This window comes from Asanoa hainanensis (genome assembly GCF_900188485.1).
In the GTDB taxonomy this organism is placed as follows: domain Bacteria; phylum Actinomycetota; class Actinomycetes; order Mycobacteriales; family Micromonosporaceae; genus Asanoa; species Asanoa hainanensis.
Genome location: NZ_FZPH01000014.1, coordinates 136,801 through 158,471 on the forward strand (window position 1 = coordinate 136,801; position 21,671 = coordinate 158,471).

At 72.3% G+C, this 21,671-nt stretch carries 27 protein-coding genes; 14 read left to right on the forward strand and 13 right to left on the reverse strand.

What is annotated here, in order from left to right; translation table 11 throughout:
• Positions 1-11 precede the first annotated feature (11 nt).
• Entirely contained in the window at positions 12-791 is a 780-nt protein-coding gene (locus tag CHC05_RS29335) for a helix-turn-helix domain-containing protein (protein WP_089253839.1), read from the forward strand.
• Here CHC05_RS29335 and CHC05_RS29340 read toward each other — a convergent pair.
• Positions 777-1,613, reverse strand: a complete 837-nt coding sequence (locus CHC05_RS29340; protein WP_089253840.1) for an alpha/beta fold hydrolase — start codon at positions 1,611-1,613, stop codon at positions 777-779. The two genes, CHC05_RS29335 and CHC05_RS29340, sit on opposite strands and share 15 nt — an antisense overlap.
• 53 nt (positions 1,614-1,666) lie before the next feature.
• On the opposite strand from CHC05_RS29340, the gene CHC05_RS29345 reads away from it, so the two are divergent.
• From CHC05_RS29345 to mug, 3 genes are read left to right on the forward strand one after another with little or no spacing between them, the layout of a single operon-like run.
• Positions 1,667-2,197: a helix-turn-helix domain-containing protein gene (locus CHC05_RS29345; RefSeq protein WP_089253841.1), complete on the forward strand. Its 531-nt coding sequence runs from the start codon at positions 1,667-1,669 to the stop codon at positions 2,195-2,197.
• Positions 2,198-2,238: 41 nt separating this feature from the next.
• A complete protein-coding gene (locus CHC05_RS29350) occupies positions 2,239-3,000 on the forward strand; it encodes an SDR family oxidoreductase (RefSeq protein ID WP_089253842.1) in 762 nt (253 codons plus the stop codon).
• A complete protein-coding gene (mug, locus tag CHC05_RS29355; protein WP_089253843.1) occupies positions 2,997-3,572 on the forward strand; it encodes a G/U mismatch-specific DNA glycosylase in 576 nt (191 codons plus the stop codon). The genes CHC05_RS29350 and mug overlap by 4 nt, the downstream gene beginning before the upstream one ends.
• Positions 3,573-3,579: 7 nt before the next feature.
• On the opposite strand, the gene CHC05_RS29360 is transcribed toward mug, so the two are convergent.
• The 9 genes from CHC05_RS29360 to CHC05_RS29400 all read right to left on the reverse strand — a co-directional run bounded on the left by CHC05_RS29360 (position 3,580) and on the right by CHC05_RS29400 (position 10,487).
• A complete protein-coding gene (locus tag CHC05_RS29360) occupies positions 3,580-3,870 on the reverse strand; it encodes a hypothetical protein (protein ID WP_144022825.1) in 291 nt (96 codons plus the stop codon).
• Positions 3,871-3,873: 3 nt separating this feature from the next.
• Positions 3,874-5,277: a DUF6297 family protein gene (locus CHC05_RS29365; protein WP_089253845.1), complete on the reverse strand. Its 1,404-nt coding sequence runs from the start codon at positions 5,275-5,277 to the stop codon at positions 3,874-3,876.
• Entirely contained in the window at positions 5,274-5,891 is a 618-nt protein-coding gene (locus CHC05_RS29370; RefSeq protein WP_089253846.1) for an ABC transporter ATP-binding protein, read from the reverse strand. The genes CHC05_RS29365 and CHC05_RS29370 overlap by 4 nt, the downstream gene beginning before the upstream one ends.
• Positions 5,864-6,304, reverse strand: a complete 441-nt coding sequence (locus CHC05_RS29375; protein ID WP_089253847.1) for an SCO6045 C-terminal-like domain-containing protein — start codon at positions 6,302-6,304, stop codon at positions 5,864-5,866. The genes CHC05_RS29370 and CHC05_RS29375 overlap by 28 nt, the downstream gene beginning before the upstream one ends.
• Positions 6,301-7,116: an MbnB/TglH/ChrH family RiPP precursor modification enzyme gene (locus tag CHC05_RS29380; RefSeq protein ID WP_089253848.1), complete on the reverse strand. Its 816-nt coding sequence runs from the start codon at positions 7,114-7,116 to the stop codon at positions 6,301-6,303. Before CHC05_RS29380 ends, CHC05_RS29375 begins: the two co-directional genes overlap by 4 nt.
• Entirely contained in the window at positions 7,113-8,036 is a 924-nt protein-coding gene (locus CHC05_RS41730) for a TIGR04222 domain-containing membrane protein (protein ID WP_179266430.1), read from the reverse strand. The genes CHC05_RS29380 and CHC05_RS41730 overlap by 4 nt, the downstream gene beginning before the upstream one ends.
• Positions 8,033-8,947 carry a TIGR04222 domain-containing membrane protein gene (locus tag CHC05_RS29390; RefSeq protein WP_089253850.1) on the reverse strand — a complete coding sequence of 305 codons (915 nt, stop codon included), beginning with the start codon at positions 8,945-8,947 and terminating at the stop codon, positions 8,033-8,035. The genes CHC05_RS41730 and CHC05_RS29390 overlap by 4 nt, the downstream gene beginning before the upstream one ends.
• Before the next feature lie 104 nt (positions 8,948-9,051).
• Positions 9,052-9,630 carry a TetR/AcrR family transcriptional regulator gene (locus CHC05_RS29395; protein ID WP_089253851.1) on the reverse strand — a complete coding sequence of 193 codons (579 nt, stop codon included), beginning with the start codon at positions 9,628-9,630 and terminating at the stop codon, positions 9,052-9,054.
• A 62-nt stretch (positions 9,631-9,692) separates the two neighbouring features.
• Positions 9,693-10,487, reverse strand: a complete 795-nt coding sequence (locus CHC05_RS29400) for a thioesterase family protein (RefSeq protein WP_089253852.1) — start codon at positions 10,485-10,487, stop codon at positions 9,693-9,695.
• Positions 10,488-10,516: 29 nt separating this feature from the next.
• On the opposite strand from CHC05_RS29400, the gene CHC05_RS29405 reads away from it, so the two are divergent.
• The 10 genes from CHC05_RS29405 (at position 10,517) to CHC05_RS29450 (ending at position 19,325) form a co-directional block, all read left to right on the forward strand.
• Positions 10,517-11,368 carry a carbon-nitrogen hydrolase family protein gene (locus tag CHC05_RS29405; protein ID WP_089253853.1) on the forward strand — a complete coding sequence of 284 codons (852 nt, stop codon included), beginning with the start codon at positions 10,517-10,519 and terminating at the stop codon, positions 11,366-11,368.
• 91 nt (positions 11,369-11,459) lie between these two features.
• Positions 11,460-11,819 (forward strand): GntR family transcriptional regulator, encoded by a 360-nt coding sequence (locus CHC05_RS29410; protein WP_089253854.1) that lies wholly within the window; start codon positions 11,460-11,462, stop codon positions 11,817-11,819.
• A gap of 70 nt (positions 11,820-11,889) precedes the next feature.
• The gene (locus tag CHC05_RS29415; protein WP_089253855.1) at positions 11,890-12,768 is read left to right on the forward strand and encodes an ABC transporter ATP-binding protein; all 879 of its coding nucleotides are present in this window, start codon (positions 11,890-11,892) and stop codon (positions 12,766-12,768) included.
• Positions 12,765-13,460 (forward strand): ABC transporter permease, encoded by a 696-nt coding sequence (locus CHC05_RS29420; protein ID WP_089253856.1) that lies wholly within the window; start codon positions 12,765-12,767, stop codon positions 13,458-13,460. The genes CHC05_RS29415 and CHC05_RS29420 overlap by 4 nt, the downstream gene beginning before the upstream one ends.
• A 122-nt stretch (positions 13,461-13,582) precedes the next feature.
• Positions 13,583-14,227 carry an HAD family hydrolase gene (locus CHC05_RS29425; RefSeq protein ID WP_089253857.1) on the forward strand — a complete coding sequence of 215 codons (645 nt, stop codon included), beginning with the start codon at positions 13,583-13,585 and terminating at the stop codon, positions 14,225-14,227.
• A 179-nt stretch (positions 14,228-14,406) separates the two neighbouring features.
• The gene (locus CHC05_RS29430) at positions 14,407-15,336 is read left to right on the forward strand and encodes a serine protein kinase RIO (RefSeq protein WP_089253858.1); all 930 of its coding nucleotides are present in this window, start codon (positions 14,407-14,409) and stop codon (positions 15,334-15,336) included.
• Between the two features lie 121 nt (positions 15,337-15,457).
• Positions 15,458-16,195 (forward strand): SAM-dependent methyltransferase, encoded by a 738-nt coding sequence (locus tag CHC05_RS29435; protein WP_089253859.1) that lies wholly within the window; start codon positions 15,458-15,460, stop codon positions 16,193-16,195.
• Between the two features lie 58 nt (positions 16,196-16,253).
• Positions 16,254-17,027 (forward strand): cyclase family protein, encoded by a 774-nt coding sequence (locus CHC05_RS29440; RefSeq protein WP_089253860.1) that lies wholly within the window; start codon positions 16,254-16,256, stop codon positions 17,025-17,027.
• Positions 17,027-18,652: a thiamine pyrophosphate-binding protein gene (locus CHC05_RS29445; RefSeq protein WP_089253861.1), complete on the forward strand. Its 1,626-nt coding sequence runs from the start codon at positions 17,027-17,029 to the stop codon at positions 18,650-18,652. Before CHC05_RS29440 ends, CHC05_RS29445 begins: the two co-directional genes overlap by 1 nt.
• Before the next feature lie 94 nt (positions 18,653-18,746).
• Positions 18,747-19,325 carry a hypothetical protein gene (locus tag CHC05_RS29450; protein ID WP_144022826.1) on the forward strand — a complete coding sequence of 193 codons (579 nt, stop codon included), beginning with the start codon at positions 18,747-18,749 and terminating at the stop codon, positions 19,323-19,325.
• 13 nt (positions 19,326-19,338) lie between these two features.
• On the opposite strand, the gene CHC05_RS29455 is transcribed toward CHC05_RS29450, so the two are convergent.
• The 3 genes from CHC05_RS29455 to CHC05_RS29465 form a co-directional block, all read right to left on the reverse strand.
• Positions 19,339-20,253, reverse strand: a complete 915-nt coding sequence (locus tag CHC05_RS29455) for a tetratricopeptide repeat protein (RefSeq protein WP_089253863.1) — start codon at positions 20,251-20,253, stop codon at positions 19,339-19,341.
• Between the two features lie 20 nt (positions 20,254-20,273).
• Entirely contained in the window at positions 20,274-20,963 is a 690-nt protein-coding gene (locus CHC05_RS29460) for a hypothetical protein (protein ID WP_089253864.1), read from the reverse strand.
• A 64-nt stretch (positions 20,964-21,027) separates the two neighbouring features.
• The gene (locus tag CHC05_RS29465; protein ID WP_089253865.1) at positions 21,028-21,552 is read right to left on the reverse strand and encodes a helix-turn-helix transcriptional regulator; all 525 of its coding nucleotides are present in this window, start codon (positions 21,550-21,552) and stop codon (positions 21,028-21,030) included.
• Between the last annotated feature and the right edge of the window lie 119 nt (positions 21,553-21,671).

The following is a 21,671-nucleotide window of genomic DNA, read 5'->3' on the forward strand; positions in this document are numbered from 1 at the left end:
ACGTCGGTGGTGTGACGACCGTGACCAGGCCGCGGCGGCCCGTCGGCGAGCTGCTGCGGGAGTGGCGCCAGAGCCGCCGGATGAGCCAGCTCGACCTGTCGATCGAGACGGGCATCTCGACCCGGCACCTGAGCTTCGTGGAGACCGGGCGCTCGCGGCCGAGCCCGGAGCTGATCCTGCGCCTGGCGGAACAGCTCGACATCCCGCTGGCGGACCGCAACACGATCCTGCTCGCCGGCGGCCACGCGCCCGCGTACCCCCGGCATGAGCTCGACGACCCGGAACTGGCTCCGGTACGGGCGGCGGTGCGCCAGATTCTCGACGGACACAGCCCGTACCCGGCGGCGCTCGTCGACCAGCACTGGCACCTGGTCGAGGCCAATCCGGCGATCGCGCTGTTCACCGAGGGCGCGGCGCCGCACCTGCTGACGCCGCCGGTCAACGTGTTGCGGCTCATCCTCCACCCCGACGGCATGGCACCGCGCATCCGCAACCTGCCGGAGTGGCGCGCGCACCTGCTGGTCCGGTTGCGGCAACAGGCGACGACGACCAACGACGACGCCTTGTACGAGCTGCTGGAGGAGTTGCGCGGCTATCCGGGCGGCACGGCGACCACGGGACCGGCCGCGGGCATCGTGGTTCCCTTGCGCTACCGCGACCTGTCCTTCTTCAGCACCACCACCCTGTTCGGCACGCCGCTGGACGTCACCGTCGCGGGCCTGGCCGTCGAGGCCTTCTTCCCGGCGGACCCGACCACCGCCGAAGCCCTCCGCGCCCTAAGCCACCCGTAGGGCGGCGACCGCGTCGGCGATCGCCTCCGGGTGCTGGCTCTGCAGGAAGCCGTGCGACGCACCCGGCACGACGCGGTGCTCGCCGCGCGGCACGGCCGCGGCCATCGCGCGGTGCATGGCGTCGATGCCCGCGTGGGCGCGGGTCACCAGGTCCGCGTTTGCGAACTGTTCCCAGACCGGGTTGCGGGCACCGGCGGTCAACACCAGCAGGGGTACGTCCGGCGGCGCGCCCCCGGCCCGTACCTCCTCGTAGATCTCGGTGTCGAAGTTGCGGGTCTCGTCGATCGCGGTCCGCCAGTGTGTGAGGTGGTAGTCGACCAGTGCCTCCCGCTCGTCGTCGGGCCAGGCGGCGTAGAGCTGCGCGTACTGGCCGCGGGCGGCGGCCACCTGCGCGTCGGTCAGGTCCGGCAGGTCGGTGGTCTGCCGCTTGATCTCGGCATCCAGGTCGCGGGCCTCGGCGGGAAGGAAGTCGAAGATGTCCTCGTGGCCCGGGTCGATCAGCAGCAGGCCGGCGACCTCGGTGGGGAAGAGCTGCGCGTAGCGGCGGGCGTAGAACGCGCCCAGGGAGTGCCCGGCCAGGATCACCGGGCCGCTGATGCCCTTGCCGATGAGCGCCGTGTGCAGTTCCTCGGCGACGGCCGTGGCGCTGCGGGGGAGCGCGACCTGCTCGCTCCAGCCGGTGCCCGCCCGGTCGTAGATCACCGCCGGCGCGCTCAACCGCTGAGCCGCCCGGAAGTCGAGGCCGACGAGCCCGGCGCCGGGCAGGAAGACGACGGTCGGCCCGGAGCCGCGCGGATCGTGGTCGAGCCAGAGGTTGGTCATGCGCCTAATGTTCGCACGATTGCGAACAGTGTCAAGTGTGAGACAATTCGCTGATGGACACCGTCGAGCTGCTCGTGCACCCGGTCCGGTTGCGGATCGTGCACGCCCTGTCCGGCGGGCGGGTGGTGACCACGGCCCAGCTCGTCGATCGGATGCCCGACGTCTCCAAGGCGACGGTCTACCGGCACGTCGCGGTGCTGGCCGACGCCGGCATCATCGAGGTCGCGGGCGAGCATCGGGTACGCGGCTTCGTCGAGCGCAGCTACCGGCTCCACCGGGAGCGGGCCACGATCCCGCCCGACCGGGCGGCGGCGGCGACCCCCGCCGAGCTGCGACAGGCCTTCGCCGCCGCGATGGCGACCCTGATCGCGGAGTTCGACGGCTACCTCGACACGGCCGATGCCGACCCGGCCGCCGACCTGGTCGGCTTCCGGCAGCACGCGATCTGGCTGTCCGACGCGGAACGGGCCGACCTGGTCGAAGCGATGCGGGCGGCCCTGGCGCCCCGCGTCGGCAACCCACCGGCCGACGGCCGCCGCCCCCACCTGCTCAGCCCGATCCTGTTCCCGATCTCCGGCGACTAGCCCGCGTTGTGGCCCGCGACGGGGTGCGGCAGGATCCAGACATGGACCTTGGGCTCGCCGATCGCGTGTACGTGCTGACCGGCGGCACCCGAGGCCTTGGCCTCGCGACCGCGCGGTGCCTGGTGGCCGACGGAGCCAGGGTGGTCGTCTCCTCCCGGCATCCGGACCATGTCGAGGAGGCGGTCGCGGAGCTCGGCGGCCCCGACAAGGCGCGCGGCGTGGTGGCCGACCTGGCCCACGACGACTGCGCTGACCACCTGGTCGCGCTGGCCCACGACGCCTTCGGCCGGCTCGACGGCGCGCTGCTCTCCGTTGGCGGTCCGCCGGCCGGCACCGCCCTGGGCGCCTCCGACGGTCAGTGGCGTGAGTCGTTCGAGACGGTGTTCCTGGGTGCCGTGCGCACCGCGCGGGTGGTCGCCGCCGCCCTGCGACCCGGTGGCGCCATCGCGCTGGTGCTGTCCTCGTCGGCCCGCACGCCGATCACCAACCTCGGCATCTCCAACGGCTTCCGCCCGGGCCTGGTCGGGGTGGCCAAGGACATGGCCGACGAGCTCGGCCCGCGCGGCGTACGTGTGGTCAGCCTGCTGCCCGGCCGGTTCCTGACGGACCGCACCCGGGCCAACTACGGCGACCCCGCCGACCCGACCCGCCCCCGCGAGGGCGCCGGCGATGACGTGCCCCTGCGCCGGATCGGCGACGCCGCCGAGTTCGGTCGGGCCGCCGCCTTCGTGCTGTCACCGGCAGCGTCCTATGTGACCGGTTCGTCGATCGCCATCGACGGTGGCCTGATCCGCGCCCTGTGAAGCCCGACCGCCCCGAGCGCCCCAACCGCCCCACCAAGGCCGACCTGGCCGCCGCGGTGCACCTGACCCTGCCGGACGTGATCGCGCCCGAGCTGCGGGTGCTGTTCTGCGGCATCAACCCGGGGCTGTACTCGGCCGCGACCGGCCACCACTTCGCCCGCCCGGGCAACCGCTTCTGGCCGGCCCTGCACCGCGCGGGCTTCACGGACCACCAACTCGACCCGGCGGAGCAACTGTCCCTTCTGGACGCCGGCCTCGGCATCACGAACATCGTCGACCGCGCCAGTGCCCGCGCCGACGAGCTCACCCCTGCCGAGCTCGTGGCCGGGGGAGTGGCGCTCGCGGCCAAGGCCGAACAGTGGCGCCCGCACTGGATCGCGATCCTCGGCGTGACGGCCTACCGGGCGGCCTTTCGCCGCCCGAAGGCGAAGATCGGCCCTCAGGACGACCCCGCCGGCCCGTCCCGCGTCTGGATCCTGCCCAACCCGAGCGGCCTCAACGCCCACTTCCAGATCGCCGACCTGGCCCGCGAGTTCGCCCACCTTCGCGCGGCCAGCGAACAACAACATTGACGCCAGGTCAGTCCGCGCGGTGGCGGGCCAGGCGTTCGCGGACCAGTTGGCCGAACAGGCCTGCCGGTTGGCCGCACGAGGTGCACGTGAAGGTCTCGTCCACGAGGCCTGTGTCGCACGAGCCGCAGCGGCCGTGGTCGCGTGGGTCGTGGTAGGAGCGCAGTGCCTCGGCCAACGCCTCGGCAGCCGCCGGGCTCAGGCTCACCGCGACCGTGAGTGGCGGGCCGGAGGCCGGGGCCAGCGCATCGATCCGCGCGGCGAACTCCTCGAGCACGGCCTGCACGTCTGAAGGAACCACAGCTCACCTCACCAAAACCTGGACGGCTACCAGCACGAAAAGCACGTCCGGGCCGCGGACGACCTGGCGGATCAGGTCGACCGGGACCACGCCCATCGGGGTCTCGGCGACCGAGCCGCCGTAGACCATCGGGCCTCGGGTCGCCGCGCGGTAGACCGTGGCGGCAACGCCGGCCACGAGCAGCACGGCCAGCCAGAGTGGTCCCGCGCCGACCGCCGGCACTGTCGCGAGCCACCACAGGGTCGCGGCCAGCGCGGGTACGACCAGGTGGATCAGCTTCAGCGACGCGTCGCTGCCGCCCATCGCGCGTCGCAGGCCGGCCGAGCGGGAGATGCCGCGCAGGCCGCCGGCGAAACGGTCCGCCGCCAGGTACGCCGCGATCACCTGGACCGCGCCGGCCACCGCTGGCAGCGCGATCGCTACGGCGTACACCGCGAGCACCAGGACCGCCCACCAGGCCAGCGCGGCTCGGGTGCGCGCGACCCGGCGGAGGTCCGCCTGCAGCAGCACCCACCACCGCGGGCCGGGGAGGAAACGGCGGCTGCGGACCCGGCCGACCGCGCGCCAGCGCTGGTTCTCCACCACCGCCGCCAGCATCGACGGGTCGAGCAGCAGGATCGCCGACGACGCCGCCGAGGCGAAGCGGGCGCCGGTCGACAGCGAGGCCCGGTCGATCCGGGGGAGGGCCCGGACCGCCAGGACCAACAGCACCACCGCCGGGAGTACGCCGGCCAGCGCGACCGCGGGCAACAAGGACGTCCCGGGGGTGGCGGGCGACCGGTCCCACAGCCCGTGCGCCAGCACCACGGCCAGGACCAGCAGGCCACCGACGCCGGACAGCACCGCTGCGGGCCAACGACGAGCGACACCGGCCTGCACGGCCGCCGCACCAGCCGTGAACGCGGTCCCCCAGGCGAGCCCGGCCAGGCCCGCCCAGACGTAACCGCCGGACCGCCCGACGGCCGCGGCCGCCGCGCCCAGCAGCGCCGCACCGAACGAACCCGCCAGCACCAGCCCGGCGAATCGCGGCGCGAGCAGCGCCCGCCGGGACAGCGGCGTGCTGGCCAGCCAGCTCTGCACGGCCGGGCCGATCTGGAGCGGGCCGACCGCGGTCAGGCCCTGCCAGACGAAGCCGGCCAGGGCGATCCCGGCGCCGACGCCGATCCAGTAGCGGGCGCCCGGGTCGGCCGGCGCCGCGGCCACCTGGCGGTGCAGGAAGTCGCCGGCCGAGTCGATGGCCGCCCAGCCGTAGATCGCGATCAGGAAACCGATCATGTAGAGGTCGGTGAGCAGGTCGCCGATCGACCGGTCGCGGTGTTTGCGGCGCGCCCGGCGCAGCCGCGCCTTCAGCTCGCCGGACGGTGGTGGCGCCGCCCCGGGCGGGGGCACCAGGGCAGTCGTCGTCACCCGCCGATGCCGATCCGGACGTCGGCGACCGCGTCGATCAGCTCCGCGTCGTGCGACGCCATCAGCACCGCCGTGCCGGCCGCCTTCTCGCGCCGGAGGCGGTCGGTCAGCCAGGCCCGGCCGGCGACGTCGAGGCGCTGCTCGGGCTCGTCCAGTATCAGCACCTTGCGCGGCCGGACCAGGCACGACGCCAGCGCGAGGCGGCGCCGCTGGCCGCTGGACAGGGTGATCGGCAACTGGTCGCGGGCCCGCTCCAGGCCGAGCTCGACCAGCACTTCGTCGACCGGGTCGCCGCCGTCGCCGTGCGCGTACGCGAGCAGGGCCAAATGCTCATAAACGGACAGATCAGGGAAGAAGTCGATGTCGTCCAGGGCCGCGGCCATGATCGAACGGGCCCACGCGTCCGTCTCGTAGATCCGCTTCGCGCCGATCCGGACCACGCCCTCGTCCGGCCGGTCGGCGCCGATCACGCAGCGCAGCAGCGTCGTCTTGCCGGAGCCGTTGGCGCCCAGCACGACACCGACCTGACCCGGCGCGACGGCGAAGCTCACCGCGTCGAGCACCACGAGGTTGCCGAACCGACGGGTCAGCCCTTCGACCGTAAGCGCGTCCACAGCCGTCCACTCTCCCAGAGTGGATCAAATCGCCGGCGCCGGGCCCATCCGGACAGCCGCCCGCGCGCGACCGGGGCGCTCTGGCCGTCGTACCGCCAGGCCGCTTCCCGAGCGGCGAGCTCCGCCGCGGCCGTGCCCGTCAGCGGGGCCAGCGACCGGGCCAGGTCCCACCCGTCACGCAGCGAGCCGTTGGTCGGCCGCCGCGCCGCCCAGGCGGCGAACACCGCCTGCCACTGGTCACCCTGGGCCGCCGCGAGCATCGGCCACGCCCGCGCGACGTCGCCGGCCCGCTTGCGCAGCAGGGCGTCCCGGGCCACCCCGACGAGCCGAGGGTCGAATCCCGGCGGTACGGGCGCGCCCGAGGCCAGTGTGGCGACCAGCGCCGCCTGGCGGGCCGCGAGGTCGCCGGTCACGTGACCGCCGGGTAGCCGGACGCGGCCGCGATCGCGTCGAGCTCGGCGCGCAGGGTGTCGGCGGCGGGGTACGCGCCGTCGCGCTCCAGCAGCAGCGCCGGTGGCCGTCGGCGGGCGCACAGCTCGGCTACCAGCTCCAGCACCGGCTCGGGCACCGCGTGGGTGTGCGTGTCGTGGTAGATCCCACCGGCCTCGGCGCCACCGGCGACGTGGCAGTAGGCGATCCGGTCCAACGGCAGGGCGTCCAGCAGGGCGAGCGGGTCGGTGCCCCGGTTGCGGGCGTTCGCGTAGACGTTGGCGATGTCGAGCAGCAGCAGCGCCTCGGTGCGGTCCAGGATCTCGGTCAGGAACTGCGCCTCGGTCAGCTCGTCGTCGGGCCAGTCGAAGATCGCCGCGATCGGCTCCAGGGCGATCGGGACGGGCAGTTCGGCCCGCGTACGCGCGACGTTGGCGACCACCGCGTCGACCGCCTCGCGGCTCCGGGGCAGCGGCAGGAGGTGACCGGCCTCGACCCCGCCCGCGCGTACGAACGCGATGTGCTCACTGACCAGCGGAGCGTCGAGCCGCTCGGCGACCGCGGCCAGGTGGGTGACCCGGGCCGGGTCGACCGGCTCGGCGCCGCCGAGGGAGAGCTTGACCCCGTGCGGCACCACGGCGACGCCCTTGGCCCGCAGATCCGCCAGCCCCTGCGGCACCGGCCCGTGGTCGTGCACCGACTCGGCGACGACCTCGACGAACCGCAGGCCGGGCAGCTCGGCGACGAACCCGGCGATCTCGGGCCGCCAGCCGATCCCCACGCCGTAGTCGGTCACGACCCGCCACCTCCGCCGCCGCAACCCCCGCCACCGCCACCGCCGCAGCCTCCGCCGCCGCCACCACCGCAGCCTGACGAGCCACCGCAGCCTGACGAGCCGAAGTCGTGGCTGGCGAAGCCGCTGCCGACCGCGCCGGTCGGGCCGATCAACGTCTCGACCCGCATCTGGTGCACCTCGACGTCGTCGGCGAACGCCGCGTCGACCTGGTACAGCGAGGACGCGCCGAACAGCGCGATGCCCATGGCCGCGGTCTTGGCGTCGTACGTCGGATAGCTCGGGGTGTGGTCCGGCGCGAGGTGGCTGTGCCGGGACCGGAGCTCCCGCAACGCCTGCCGGCCGGCCCTGGTCGTGGCGGGCAGCTCGCGCAGGCTCCAGACCAGCCAGGTGAGCAGGACCGCGCTGATCAGCACCAGCCAGAGCACCGGCCGGTCGTGCCGCAGGCCGATCTGGATGCGTGCGCCGCCGTACGCGAGGACCGGCACGACCAGGAGGGCGGCGAGCCGCACCTGCCGCCGGTCCCGCCGGGTCGGAATGAGCCCCGCGCGCTCCAGGCTGCGCCGCACCTTGCCGAGCGAGCGCGCCACCCACGGGTCGTGGCCCAGGTCACGCACGTGCCGGTGCATGCCGGCGGCGCCGTAGACCGCCTTGTCCAACGAAGGAGCACCCCTCCGCAGCGGACCGGTCTGGGCCAGCGTGCGGTCCGGTCGGGTGCCGATCGCGCCGGCCCGGCGCAGGCCGCCAACGGTCGCGATCAGCGCGAGCTTGGGGCCGCCGTTGAGGTAGGCCACCTCGTGCGGGCGGAGCCGATCGTGGTGTGGCTCGTCGACCGGCCCGCGGGCGACCCAGTAGCGCACGAAGGCGGTCAGGCCGACGTCCGCCGCGCCGAGGGCAAGGTAGAGCGCGACGTAGGCGTTCATCCGCCGCACCCACCGCCGCCGCCGCAGCCGCCTCCGCCACCCCCGCAGGAGCTGCCGCTCCCGCACGAGCTGCTGGAACCGCAGGACGAGCCGACGTCGCTCGACGGTCCGCCGCTGGTCGCCCGGTTGATGTCGGCCTCGGCGGCGAACGCCGGGTCGAGCAGGAACAGCGTGGACGCGCCGAACAGGGCGACGCCCATCGCCGCCGCGCCCGCGCCGTAGGTCGCGTAGCTCGGTGCCTGCCCGGGCGCCAGGTGGTGGTGGGTTCCACGAAGACCGGTGAGGGCCCGCTTGCCCGCCTTGGTGCGCTGCGGCGCGCGGGTCAGGCTGACCAGCATCCAGATGCCGGACACGATGACGAGCAGGATGAGGAAACCGACCGGACGGTCGTTGGCGAGGCCGTCGGAGATCCGCGCGACACCGAGCAGGACCACCGGCAGCAGCACCAGGGCGGCCAGTCGCGACGCCCGGCGCTGTCCACGGGTCGGCAGCAGCCCGGCGTTCTCGAGACTGCCCCGGATGTCGTCGAGCGCGCTCGAGACCCACGGGTCGGTGGTCAGTTGCCGGGTCCGCAGCCGCTTGCCGGCCGCGTTGTAGACCGCGGTGTCCAGCGGTGTCGAGCCGGCCGGCAGCGGGCCGGTCGGCACGAGCGTGCGGTCGGGGTTGGCCCCGATCGCGCCACCACGACGCAGGCCACCCAGCGCCGTGTACGCGGCCAGCAGCGCCCCGCCGTTGAGGAAGGCGGCCTGCTCCGGGTGCAGGCTCGGGAAGCCCGGACCGGCCGGCCCTCGCGAGAGCACCGAGCGGATGATCGCCGTGGCGATGATGGCGGCGACCACCAGCGCGACGTAGATCCCGAGGAAGGTGGGGCCGGCAATGCCCCAGGTGTCGCCGGACGCGGCCAGTGTCATCGCGGGCCCCCCGATGTCGCAGGACGTTTGTGCCCATTGTGGAGTCGCCACGCCACCGTGCATAAGACCGCGCACGGGCGGTTGAGGTAACGGCGAAGTAACTGCTAGGCGGTCGCGCGGCGAACGGCTTCTTCGACCAGATCGAGCACCTTGCCGAGGTCGCCGGCCGGGCGGCCCATCGCCAGGTGCAGGACCAGGCCGTCGTACGCGAGCTCCAGGAACTGGGCCAGCACGTCGAGGTCGACGTCGTCGCGGAGCACGCCGGCGGCGCGCTGGCGGGCCAGCCGGTCGCGGGTGGCCTCGGCGATCGCGGCCGAATGCACCGCCCAGCGCTTGGCGAACTCCGGGTCGGTGCGCAGCCGCCGGGAGACCTCGAGCTGGCTGCCGAGCCAGCCGGTGGTGTCCGGCGAGGCCGCCTGGTCGAGCAGGTCGCGCATCACCTGGACGAGGCCGTTGCGGGCGACGGTGGCGACCATCGCGGCCGCGTCGTCCTCGGCGACGGCGAGGAACAGGGAGTCCTTGTCACGGAAATGGTGGAAGATCGCACCCCGGGACAGCCCGGTTTCCTCTTCGAGCCGGCGGACCGTGGCACCCTCGTAGCCGTAGCGCGCGAAAGCCGCACGCGCCGCGGCCAGGATCTCGTGGCGGCGGGCGTCGAGCTGGTTCTGGCTCACGCGGGGCACGTGTCGATCGTGTCAGGTGGCCCCCGGCGATGCAATCCGTACGTACGGCTTGCGTGTCACGGTCACGGTCGCGGCCCGACCAGCAGCGCCTGGGCACCCTGCCCCACCGCGCCGCGGTCGTCGTAGAGAAGCGTCGTCGCCAGCCCGGTGCCGCCCTCGGACAGGGTCGTGCGGGCCCGCACGCAGATCCACTCGCCGACCGGCGGCCGGTGCAGGTGCAGCGTCAGGTCGGTGTTGATGAACCACCACGTGGCCATGTCGAGCACCCGGCTGAGCCCGTTGCCGGAGTCGGCGACCGCGACCAGCCGTTGCATGGGCGACATCGGCTCACCGGCGACCAGCGGCACCCTCGGTCGGGCCCAGACCAGCGCCGGCCCCGGCTTCTCGAAGTGCCCGGAGATGAACCGCCACTCGACCGCGCCGAGATAGCCGGTCTGCCAGGCCGGGTCGCCGAAGATGCTCGCCGCGGCCGGCCGCATCGGCGCCGGCTCGGTGCGCGGCTGGGCCTGGCGGGGCAGGTCGAGGGGAGTGCGCCGGATCCGCCAGCCCCGCGCGGTGAGCACGGTCCGGCCGCCGGCCGCGGCCGACGCCTCGACCAGCTCGACCGACCGGCCGGGCCGGACGACGGACGCCGTGACGGTCAGCTCCTCGACCGGCACGGCGCCGAGGATGTCGACGGTCAGCCGGGCCAGGTGGGGCTCGCCGGACAGGGTGCTGGGCAGCGCTTCGACGGCCCGGGCCAACAACGCCGACGGCGGGCCGGCGTGCTGCAGGCCGGCACCCCACGGCCCTTGGGTGAGCGCGGTCGACTCGAACCGGGACGGGTCGCCGGTCGGCCAGTAGAAGGCGTCCTCCACAAGAACGATTCTCGTCGTACGATGCCGCCGTGGACACCCCGCCGGCGACCGAGTTGACCGTCGCCGCGGTCCAGGCGACACCGGTGCCCGGGGACGTCGCCCACAACGCCGCGGTCGCCGCCCGGCTCGTCGGGCAGGCCGCCGACGCCGGCGCCCGGCTGGTCGTCCTGCCGGAGCTCTTCCTGTGCGCGTACCACCCGCCGACCTTGCACGAAGACCCGGTGGCGACCGACCTGCCGGCGGCGGCCACGGGGGAGATCGACGACGGCCGGCTCGACGCGTTGCGGTCAGCGGCGCGTGACAGCGGCAGCGTGGTCGTCGTGGGCGCCTCCGTCCGGCACGCGGACGGCCGGCGCACCTGCTCGGCCGTCGTGGTCGACCGTGTTGGTGACGCTGTCGCCGCGTACGACAAGCAACTGCTCTGGGGTCCCGAGGAGAACGCGCTGTTCACCCCCGGCACGACCGGCGCCACGCTGCTGGTCGACGACTGGCGGTTGGGTCTGGGCATCTGTTACGACGGCTGTTTCCCCGAGCACGGCCGGGCGGCCGCCGACGACGGCGCGCACGGCTACCTCGCGCCGAGTGGCTACGTGGTCGGCTCGGCGCACCGGCGCGACGTCTACTACGCCGCCCGCGCGCTCGACAACACGATGTACGTCGTCTTCGCCAACTCCGTGGGTGGGGACGCCGACTGGTCGTTCAACGGCGGCGCGGCCGTCTACGACCCGGAGGGCCGGCCGGTGGGCCGCGCTCCCGATGAAGGGGAATCGGTCGTCGTCGCGACCCTCGACCCCACCGAGCTGGCCCGGGTCCGGGCCGCTCACACGATGCTGCGTGACCGCCGTGAGCTGGGCGGACGCCGCATCCTCACGGCCCGCTGAGCCGCGTTTCCGACACCTGTGACCGGCACCACTTGACATCCCGGGTTCGTCGGTTGCATGGTTAGTTACATGAGTAATGAACCGACGAGCCATGGATGACGACCGGCCGATCTTCGTCCAGATCGCGGAGCTGATCGAGAACTCGATCATCGACGGGACGCTCGCGGAGGAGACCCAGGTGCCGTCCACCAACGAACTGGCGGCGTTCCACCGGATCAATCCGGCGACCGCCGCCAAGGGAATCAACCGCCTGGTCGATGACGGAATCCTCTACAAACGCCGGGGGATCGGAATGTTCGTGGCAACGGGGGCCCGCGAAACGCTCCGGGAGCGTCGCCGGCTCGACTTCGCAACGCAGTACGTGCGCCCGCTCGTCGACGAGGCCCGCAAGTTGGGCATCGGCACCGAGGAGCTCAAGAAACTGATCGAGACGTGGGAGGAACAGCGGTGAGCGAGCGAAGCGAGCGCAGGCAACTCAGCCGTCTGCGGTCTTGTCCCGCCGACCGAAGGGAGGTGGCGGCATGACCGTCGTGGCGGCTAGCGGCCTGACGAAGCGGTACCGGGACGTGACCGCACTCGACGACGTCAGCTTCACGCTCGAGGAGAACGCGATCTACGGCCTGCTCGGCCGCAACGGCGCGGGCAAGACCACGCTGATGCAGCTGATCACCGGCCAGACGGGCGCCACGTCCGGCTCGTTGGAGCTCTTCGGGGAGCACCCGTACGAGAACGAACGTGCGCTCATGAAGGTCGTGTTCATCAAGGAGAGCCAGAAGTACCCGACGGCGTACAAGGTGAAGCACGTGCTCAGCCTGGCCCGTCACCTGTTCCCCAACTGGGACGAGGACTTCGCGCAGTCCCTTGTGGACGACTTCAACCTGCCCCGCAAGCGCGACGTGCGCAAGCTCTCCCGAGGCATGACCTCCGCGCTGGGCGTCACCATCGGCCTGGCGGCGCGGGCACCGCTGACCTTCTTCGACGAGCCGTACCTGGGCCTCGATGCCGTGGCCCGCCAGCTCTTCTACGACCGGCTGCTGGCGGACTACGCCGAGCACCCGCGCACCGTCGTGCTCTCCACGCACCTGATCGACGAGGTCGCCGACCTCATCGAGCAGGTGCTGCTGCTCGACCGGGGCAAGTTGGTGCTCGACGCCGACACCGACGAGCTGCGCGGCGAGGTGATGGACGCGACCGGTCCGGCCGAGGCGATCGACGAGTTCGCCACGGGCCGCCAGGTCCTGCACCGCGAGCAGCTCGGCGGGGTGGTCCGGGTGACCCTGCGGGGCTCGTTCGACAACGCGGAGCGGATGCGGGCCAAGAAGCTGAGCATCGACCTGCAGCCGGTGTCGCTCCAGCAGGCGGTCGTGCGCCTGACCATGGAAAGGAAGACCGACCGATGAACCGCATCGTCGACGTCGCCCGGATGCACACCGTCGCCTGGGTGAACCAGCTCCTCTGGCCGTGGGGCATCATGACCGCCTCGCTGCTGATCAACATCCTGATCTTCGCCTCGATCGACGAGGCGTCGCCCGGCAAGACCAGCACCGGCGGCCTGTCCAGCCTCTACGTGGTCTCGGCGATCATCGCGGGCGTCTCGATCAGCCAGGTGTTCCCGTTCGCGCTCGGCATGGGCGTCACGCGGCGCACCTTCTACCTGGCCACCACGCTGGTCAACCTGACACAGGCGCTGCTCTACGGCGTGCTGCTCTATCTGCTCAACCTGATCGAGGGCGGCACCGGCGGGTTCGGCATCGGCTTGCACTTCTTCCGGATCCCGTACATCGATGTCTCCAATGGACTGTTGCAGATCCTGGTCTACGCGGTGCCGTTCCTGTTCCTGAACTTCCTCTGCATCTTCGCGGCGGTCTGGTACGTGCGCTTCGGCACCAACGGCCTGTTCGCCACCCTCGCCGCGACGATCGTGGTGTTCGGCCTGCTCGCCGCGCTGGTCACCTGGCAGGGCTGGTGGGGCGACGTCTGGCACTGGCTGAGCACCCAACACCAGATCAGCCTGCTGGTGGGCTGGCCCGCTCTGGTGGCCGGGCTGGCCGCCCTCGGGGGGATGGCGGCGATCCGAAGGGCCAACGCCTGAAGGGTCTCCCACCAGGCGATCGCCGGTCCGCACCACGCGGGCCGGCGATCGCCGTGTCCGGCCCAAGATTGTTTACATTGCTGGGGTTTTGAGGGATCGGCCTCGTCCCGTACTGTGCGCGAGTGCCCCTCATGTTCCTCGACCTGGACAACACCGTTCTGGACCGGACCGGCGCCTTCCGCGGCTGGGCCGAACGCTTCCTGGACGGGATCGGGGCCCCGTCACCTGACCTCGACTGGCTGATGTCGGTCGACGCCGACGGGCTGACCGACCGGTGGGACGTCGCCGACGCGATCCGCGACCGCTACCGGCTGACCACCTCGTCGGTGGACCTGGTCGACGAGATGCGCGAGGGCGTGGTCGCCAACAGCCGGCTCGACCCGTTGGTCGCGTGCGCGCTGCGGATCGCCGACGACGCCGGCTGGGTGCCGGTGGTCGTGACCAACGGCGCCACCCGACAGGAAGACACCACAATCCGGCGTACGGGCCTCGACCGCTACGTGGCCGACTGGGTGATCTCCGAGGAGGTCGGGGTCAGCAAACCCAACCCCAGGATCTTCACCCTGGCGGCGGAACGGGTACGCATGCGGCTCAGCGGAGCCTGGGTGGTCGGCGACAGCCCGGAGACCGACATCGGCGCCGCCGCCGAGATGGGCCTGCCCAGCGTCTGGCTGCACCGCGGCCGCCGCTGGATGGAGTCGCGCTTCGAGCCGACCGCCACGGCCGGCGGGTTCCTGCCAGCGATGGCCGCCGTCCTCGCCGGATAATTCACTTGCGCTCCCGGCGTGGTGCCGGGAGACTCGCGATCTAGTTGGACCAGGAACCAGACCTGGCCGCGCCGTGACGTGCGCTGCCCGGTCGTCGAGTCGGAAGGGGTGAGTTCTGTGGCTGTCGTTGTCGCGAACTTTTCGCTGCCCTCTTCCTTCTTGACTCAGGAGTTCCTCCGTTGCGTGAGCACGAGTTCGAGCCGGCCCCTCGCGGCCGTTCTGGCAAACGTCGTTTCGACGACGACGATCCGCAGTTCCTGAAGCGCGCGCGTCACCAGACGCCCGTCGCCTTCGACACCAACGCCGACACCGACACCCCTTCGACTGGCGACGCCTGGTCGACATGGGACGACGCCGTGCACGGCCCGCTGCCCCGCCCCTCGTGGGTAGTTACGGACCTGGCCGCTGTCGACGTCGAACTAGGCATTCTCAAGACCGGCAAGGAAGCCGACGTCTTCCTGGTCCGGCGCGGTATCCCGGACACCGACCGCAGCTGCCTGCTCGCGGCCAAGCGCTACCGGGAGCCGGAACACCGGATGTTCCACCGCGACGCCGGCTACCTCGAAGGGCGCCGGATGCGGCGCTCCCGGGAGAACCGCGCGATGGCCGGCCGCACGGCGTTCGGCCGGCAGCTGATCGCGGGCCAGTGGGCGGCGGCGGAGTTCGACGCGCTGTCCCGTCTCTGGGAGGTCGCCACGTCGTACGGCGCGATCTCCGTCCCGTACCCGATCCAGCTCCGCGGCACCGAGCTGATGCTGGAGTTCATCGGCGACGCCGAGGAGGGATTGGCCGCGCCGCGCCTGGCGCAGCTACGCCCGTCACCGGTCGAGACGAAGGCGCTCTGGGACCAGCTGATGGACGCGCTGACGGTGCTGGCCCGCGCGGGCCTGGCACACGGCGACCTGTCGCCGTACAACCTGCTGGTCCATGCCGACCGCCTCGTGGTGATCGATCTGCCCCAGGTGGTCGACGTGGTCGCGAACCCGAACGGGCCGGCCCTGCTGGCCCGCGACGTCAAGAACGTCACGACCTGGTTCGCGGCGCGCGGCCTGGTACACGACCCGAACGAGGTCACCCGCCGCCTGCTCGACGAGGCCGGCGTCCGTTGACCCCCGATGGTGGCCGGGCCGCTTCCCGCACGCCGGGGAAGCGGCCCGCCCCGCGCCCACCCCGATCGGGTCGCCAAGAACCGACGGAGCCCGCCCGACGCCGCTCTGAAAGGCCGCACCGGTGAACCGCGAGAAGGCTTCCCAGATCGCCCATGCCCACCACCCGATCAAGGCGCCGCTCGACGACGGGTCGGTGCGCCGGCTTTTGGGGCACGCCCTGCCGCGCGGGGACGAGCGGGTGCTCGACCTCGGGTGCGGCACCGGCGAGTGGCTCCTGCGTGCCCTCGAAGCCGGGCCCGGCGTACGCGCGGATGGTGTCGACATCTCGGCCGACGCTCTCGACCATGCCCGGCGGGCCGCGACCGACCGTGGCGTCCAGGAACGGCTCGACGTCCATCTCGGCAAGGCGGAGGACTTCGCCCCCGGGCGGACGTTCGACGTCGTGCTCAGCGTCGGCGCCGCGCACGCGTTCGGTGGTCTGCTGCCGACGCTCGCGGCGGCGCGTGCTCACCTGGCACCCGGTGGTCGCGTCGTGATCGGCGACGGGTTCTGGGATCGCCCGCCCTCCCCGGAGGCTGTGGAGATGCTCGGTGACTTCGCCGACCTGGCGACCACGATGGACCTCGTCGCCGAAGCCGGCTGGACACCCGTCCATGGGCACGTCAGCAGCCGCGGCGAACTCGACGACTACGAATGGGCCTGCTGGGGCACGCTGGCCGACTGGGCGCTGGACCATCCGGACGACCCCGACAGCGCCGACGCGCTCGCCCTGGCGGGCATCCGTCGAACCGAATGGCTGCGGACCTACCGTGACACGTGGGGATTCCTGACTCTGGTCCTTCGGCGGACGGTCGACTGACGGCGCGTGGTGGCAGGATGTCGCCCAGGACCGGAACGATCATCTAAGGACGTGTGTCATGACATCTGTCGTAGATCTGGTCGCCGCACTGGGATCCGGCTCGATCCGGGTCGTCGACCTCACCAACCCGTTGTCGTCGAGCACGCCGACGTTGCGCCTGCCGGAGCCGTTCGCGAACCTGGTCGACTTCAGTCTCGAGCAGGTCAGCGCGTACGACACCCCGGGGCCGTTCTGGAAGCACCACAACATCCGGACTGGTGAGCACATCGGTACGCACCTCGACGCGCCCGTGCACTGGATCAGTGGCCGGGAGGGGCACGACGTCTCGCAGATCCCGCCCGCGCGGCTCGTCGGTCCGGCGGCCGTCATGGACTTCACCGCCGAGGCGTCGGCCGACCCCGACTTCCTGCTCGAGGTGCACCACATCGAGGCGTGGATCGCCGAGCACGGCGAGCTCGCCCCCGGCACGTGGCTGCTCTACCGGACCGGCTGGGATCGCTACGCGCACTCCCAGGAGCAGTTCATCAACGCCGACGAGAACGGCTCGCACACGCCCGGCATCACGGCGGCCTGCGCCGAGTGGCTCGCGAAGACGCCCATCTCGGGGTTCGGTGTCGAGACGGTCGGCATCGACGCGGGCAACGCGGGCGGGCTCGAACCGCCGTTCCCGGCGCACTTCCACCTGTTGGGCAACGACAAGTACGGCATCACCTCGCTGCAGAACCTCGCGCAGCTTCCGCCGACCGGCGCGCTGATCGTCGTCGCCCCGCTGCCCATCGTCGGCGGCACCGGCAGCCCGACCCGCGTGCTGGCGCTCGTGGACGGCCAGTAGTGCCCACCGTCGCCGACGTGGTCGGCCGCACGCTGGCCACGCTCGGCGTCGGGCACTGCTTCGGCGTGGTCGGCAGCGGCAACTTCCACGTGACGAATGCCTTGCGGGCCAACGGTGTCCCGTTCACGGCCACCCGGCACGAGGGCGGCGCGGCGACGATGGCCGACGCGTACGCCCGGATGTCCGGTCAGGTCGCGCTCCTGTCCGTGCACCAGGGTTGCGGGCTGACCAACGCGGCCACGGGCATTTGTGAGGCGGCGAAGAGCCGCACGCCGCTGGTGGTGCTGGCCGCGGAGGCCGGCGGCGCCACGTCGAACTTCGCCATGGACCAGATGGGGTACGCCCGGAGCCTCGGCGCCGTCGCCGCGCGTGTCCATAGTGGTGAGTCGGCGGTGGAGGACACGGTCCTGGCGTGGCGGACGGCGCGAGACGAGCGGCGGACGGTGGTGCTGAACCTGCCGTTGTCGGTGCAGTCCCTCCCGGCGTCCGCGGTCGAGGTCGGGCCGGATCCACGTCCAGCGCCCGTTGCTCCGTCTTTGGCGGACGTGGCCGCGCTGGCCGCTTTGTTCCGGCAGGCCCGGCGGCCCGTCATCGTGGCCGGCCGGGGTGCCCGCGAGGCCGGACCGGCGCTGCGGCGGCTCGGAGCGGCCACCGGCTCGCTGCTGGCCACCTCGGCGGTGGCGAACGGGCTGTTCCACGACGACCCGTACGCCCTCGGCATCTCCGGCGGTTTCGCCTCTCCCACGGTGGCCCGGCTGATCTCGGAGGCCGACCTGATCGTCGGGTTCGGGTGCGCGCTCAACATGTGGACGATGCGGCACGGTCGCCTGATCGGGGCCGACGCGAAGGTGGTGCAGGTCGACGTCGACGCGGCCGCGCTCGGCACGCACCGGCCGATCGACCTGGGCGTGGTCGGCGACAGCGGCGCCACGGCCGCGGCGGTGCTGGAGTCGTTCGGGGACGCCACGCCCGGTTACCGTCTTTCGTCGGTGGCCGACGACATCGCCTCCCGCGGCCGATGGAACGACGAGCCGACCGACGACCTGTCGACCGGCGACCGCATCGACCCGCGGGTGCTGAGCCGGTCGCTGGACACGATGCTCCCGGCCGCCCGCGTCGTCTCGATCGACTCGGGGAACTTCATGGGCTACCCGAGCGCGTACCTCGGCGTGCCCGACGAGTTCGGTTTCTGTTTCACGCAGGCCTTCCAGTCGATCGGGCTGGGCTTGGCCACGGCGATCGGCGCCGCCCTGGCCCGCCCCGACCGGCTCCCGGTCCTCGCGGCCGGCGACGGCGGCTTCCTGATGTCGGTCGCGGAGCTGGAGACCGCGGTGCGCCTGGGCATCCCGCTGCTGTGCGTGGTCTACAACGACGCGGCCTACGGTGCCGAGGTGCACCACTTCGGCTCGGACACCGACCTCGGCACGGTGACCTTCCCGGACACGGACATAGCGGCGCTGGCGACCGGCTTCGGAGCGCGGGGCCTGACCGTCCGGAGCGCCGCCGACCTGAGCGGCGTCACCGACTGGCTCGAATCGGCACCGACGGGCCCGCTCGTGGTCGACGCCAAAATCGTGTCGGACGGCGGCTCGTGGTGGCTCGCGGAGGCCTTCAAGGGCCATTGACGGCCTGCTCTCCTACGGCCGGTTGTTGACCTGGCGAGCTTCACTGGAGTCCGACGGACAGGACCGTCGACGGGTCGGCCTCGCGGGAGTGACGATGCAGGAGTTCGCTGCCTTGATCGGTGTCGTCGTAGGTGGCCTGTTGACCTTTACTTTGACGAACCTCGGTGAACGCGCGCGCTGGCGTCGAGATCAACGAGTTCGTTGGGACGCGGCGCGGCTGCAGTCGTACACGGAGTACTGCAACGCGGTGAAGCGGATGGTGCACATCTCCACCGGCATGGCCAAGACACGAGGTCTGCAGCATTCATCTGATGCGGTGCCGCTCGCCCGCGGGCGGGTCGAGCTCGCGGCAGCGGCCGGTGAGCGGACCGCCCGCTGGGAGTCCGTGCTGCTCCTGGGGACCCCGGCCACCATCGACGCGGCCCGGGCATGGCATCAAAGCGTGTGGCAGCTCGAGTTCTATGCGCGCGGCGTTCTCACCGGCCAGGAGGGATGGGCGGCCGCGCTCGCCGAATACGAACGAGAGCGCGCGGTGTTCTATCGCCACGCTCGAAAAGATCTCGGCCTCGAAGGTGACGCGTCCACATCATCTTGGCCGCCGGCGTGGTACGAGCGCCTCGATGCGGCACAGCAGCTGGCAGTGCGGTCGTCGACGGACGCGAACGAGAAATAGCGCTGCGGCGCTCCTAGGTGCGGTTGGCGTAGCCGAGGAGGGTCTGGCGGTAGTCGTCGGGCACCTGTGGGGCCAACTCGGTGAACGCTTCCAGATCGGCGGCCGATCCCGTCGAGCGGGCCCGGTACGCGGCGGCGGCCGCGCGCATCGTGACGTCGTCCGGTTCCAACTCCTCGCCGCGCGTGGCCAGGGCGGCGGCCTCGGCGAAGTCGCCCTCCTCGGCCGCCAGGTCGGCGAGGTCGAGGTGCAGCGACCAGTTGGTCGGATCGAGGGCCAGGGCACGCCGGAACGCGGCCGCGGTTTCCGGGCGGTTGCCGAGGTGCCGCCACGTGCCGGCGCGGACGACCTCGGTGAACGCCAACCGCCGCACGGCGTCGGCCCGGTCGCACAGCGCGAACGAGGCGTCGGTCCGGTCGCAGGCTCGCAGCAGAATGGCCATGCGGGCCATCGCGTCCGGGTCCGGGTCGCGGCCGCAGACCACGTCGATCGCCGTCAGCCATGGGGTCAGGTTCGCGCGTACCGCGTCGGTCCGTAGGTCCCGGTCGTGGTCCCGGATGCGCATCGTGCCCTCGGCGAACGCCGCCGCGGACACCGTGCCGAGGAACCGCTCGTCTCCGAACCAGGGTGCGTCCGCCCACGGGATCTCCGGCTGGAAGCCGGTGACCGAGCCCAGCGATATCGCCGCTTCGTCCATGTCACCGTCCACGAAGGACAGGTAGGCCCGGGCCACCACGGGTCCGACCGTCGTCGCCGCGGCGACGACCGCCGAGACCTCGTCGGGCAGCGCTCGCCTGAGGTCCTCCAGCGCCGACCACGGCTCGGCGGTGCATGGGTCGGCGGCCACCGCTCGCACCAGGTAGGTCACCGCGGCCTTGGGCGAGCCCCCGCAATGAGCCAGCACCTTCGCGATCGCCAGCGTTCCTGTCATCGACACGACCGAGACTGTAGCTAAGGCCGCCGTGTGCTCCGGGGGAAGTGCGCCGCGCCGAGGAACAAGCCGAAGATGACCAGGTTCAGGATCCATCGGGGATCGTCGAGGTGGAGCTGCTCCAGGTGCTGGGCGCGCTCGGCCGCGGTCAGCGGGGTGGTCGAGTGTTCCGCCGCGGCGAAGTCCAGGCGTCCGGAGGCGAAGACCAGGTAGGTCCAGACGCGATGCAGGAGGTACAGCGCGGACGCGGCCAGGATGAGGGTTCGGCGGATTCCGGTGCGCCAGCCGAGCACCAGCAGGCCCGGCACGACGAGCAGCTCGGTGGGTACGTTCGCCGCGATCGCGACCGGGATGCTGGGCATGAACATGGCCACGAGTGTCTCGCCGGTGAGCGAGGAGCTGTCCATCGCTCCGTTGAGCACCAGCAGGCCGGCGAAACCGCCGAACGCGAACAGGGCCATGGCGATTGTCCCGAGCACCACCAGCCCGTCTTCGAGCCGCGCGGCGAGCATGGCGGTGCGGCTGAGCCGGCGGGCCAGGAGGGCGATGCCGACGCCCCAGGCGGCGCCGACGAGGAATGCCACGGGTGCGGGCAGGAACTCGGCCAGCGATAGACCCTCGACGACGGTGGTGAAGGTCGCGGCCAAGGCGATCGGGAGCGGGCCGGCGGCGCGCGCCGGCAGGACGGTGGTGGGTGCGGTGGTCGTCACGAGGCGCCACGCTAGGCACCGTCGCGCGGCGCTGGCGTCTGCCGAATGGCAGGTTTAGTGGGGTTTAATCGTCGCCCACCAGCAGCCCGGCCTCCCGCGCGTGGGCGACCGCCTGCAACCGGGTCGAGGCGTCGAGCTTCTGGAAGATGTGGTTGAGGTGGGCCTTGACGGTCCCGGGCGCCACGAACAGCGCCGCGGCGATCTCGCGGTTGGACCGCCCGGCCGCGAGCTGGGCCAGCACCTCGCGCTCGCGCGGGCTGAGCGGCTCGACCGGCACCCGAGTGAGGCCGGACGGTGCGACCACGACGGGGACCGGAGCGGGTCGCGTGGCGGGCGTCGGGAGAGCGGCGGCAGCCGGTGCGCGGCGGAACCCACCGGCGACCGCGACCGCGACGACGAGGACGGCCAGCCCGAACACGAGGATGGCCCACCACTGGTCGACGCCCCGCTCGATCAGCGCGAACGCCAGCCCGACCACCACCATCATCCAGACGAAACATCCGGCCAGAGCCGCACCCACCACGATCCGGCGACGAACCCGGGGGAGCCGCAGGAAGCCGACGAGCGTGGCGATGGCGGGGGCGGACATCCCAGCAGCCTAATGCCCGACGGTGCCGGCGTGCCTCGTCGACGGCAGATGCGGCCGAGGGATCGCTCGCGTCAGCCGGGTTGCGGCTGCCCGACGAGGCAGACTGGCGCCATTTAGGA

What these genes read in the sequence shown, in the direction of transcription:
- CHC05_RS29420 (WP_089253856.1), top strand. Translation starts at nt 12,765, where the DNA reads ATGAACCGCATCGTCGACGTCGCCCGGATGCACACCGTCGCCTGGGTG.
- CHC05_RS29440 (WP_089253860.1), top strand. Translation starts at nt 16,254, where the DNA reads ATGACATCTGTCGTAGATCTGGTCGCCGCACTGGGATCCGGCTCGATC.
- CHC05_RS29410 (WP_089253854.1), top strand. Translation starts at nt 11,460, where the DNA reads ATGGATGACGACCGGCCGATCTTCGTCCAGATCGCGGAGCTGATCGAG.
- CHC05_RS29340 (WP_089253840.1), bottom strand. Translation starts at nt 1,613, where the DNA reads ATGACCAACCTCTGGCTCGACCACGATCCGCGCGGCTCCGGGCCGACC.
- CHC05_RS29345 (WP_089253841.1), top strand. Translation starts at nt 1,667, where the DNA reads ATGGACACCGTCGAGCTGCTCGTGCACCCGGTCCGGTTGCGGATCGTG.
- CHC05_RS29455 (WP_089253863.1), bottom strand. Translation starts at nt 20,253, where the DNA reads ATGACAGGAACGCTGGCGATCGCGAAGGTGCTGGCTCATTGCGGGGGC.
- CHC05_RS41730 (WP_179266430.1), bottom strand. Translation starts at nt 8,036, where the DNA reads ATGAACGCCTACGTCGCGCTCTACCTTGCCCTCGGCGCGGCGGACGTC.
- CHC05_RS29350 (WP_089253842.1), top strand. Translation starts at nt 2,239, where the DNA reads ATGGACCTTGGGCTCGCCGATCGCGTGTACGTGCTGACCGGCGGCACC.
- CHC05_RS29465 (WP_089253865.1), bottom strand. Translation starts at nt 21,552, where the DNA reads ATGTCCGCCCCCGCCATCGCCACGCTCGTCGGCTTCCTGCGGCTCCCC.
- CHC05_RS29415 (WP_089253855.1), top strand. Translation starts at nt 11,890, where the DNA reads ATGACCGTCGTGGCGGCTAGCGGCCTGACGAAGCGGTACCGGGACGTG.
- CHC05_RS29390 (WP_089253850.1), bottom strand. Translation starts at nt 8,947, where the DNA reads ATGACACTGGCCGCGTCCGGCGACACCTGGGGCATTGCCGGCCCCACC.
- CHC05_RS29450 (WP_144022826.1), top strand. Translation starts at nt 18,747, where the DNA reads ATGCAGGAGTTCGCTGCCTTGATCGGTGTCGTCGTAGGTGGCCTGTTG.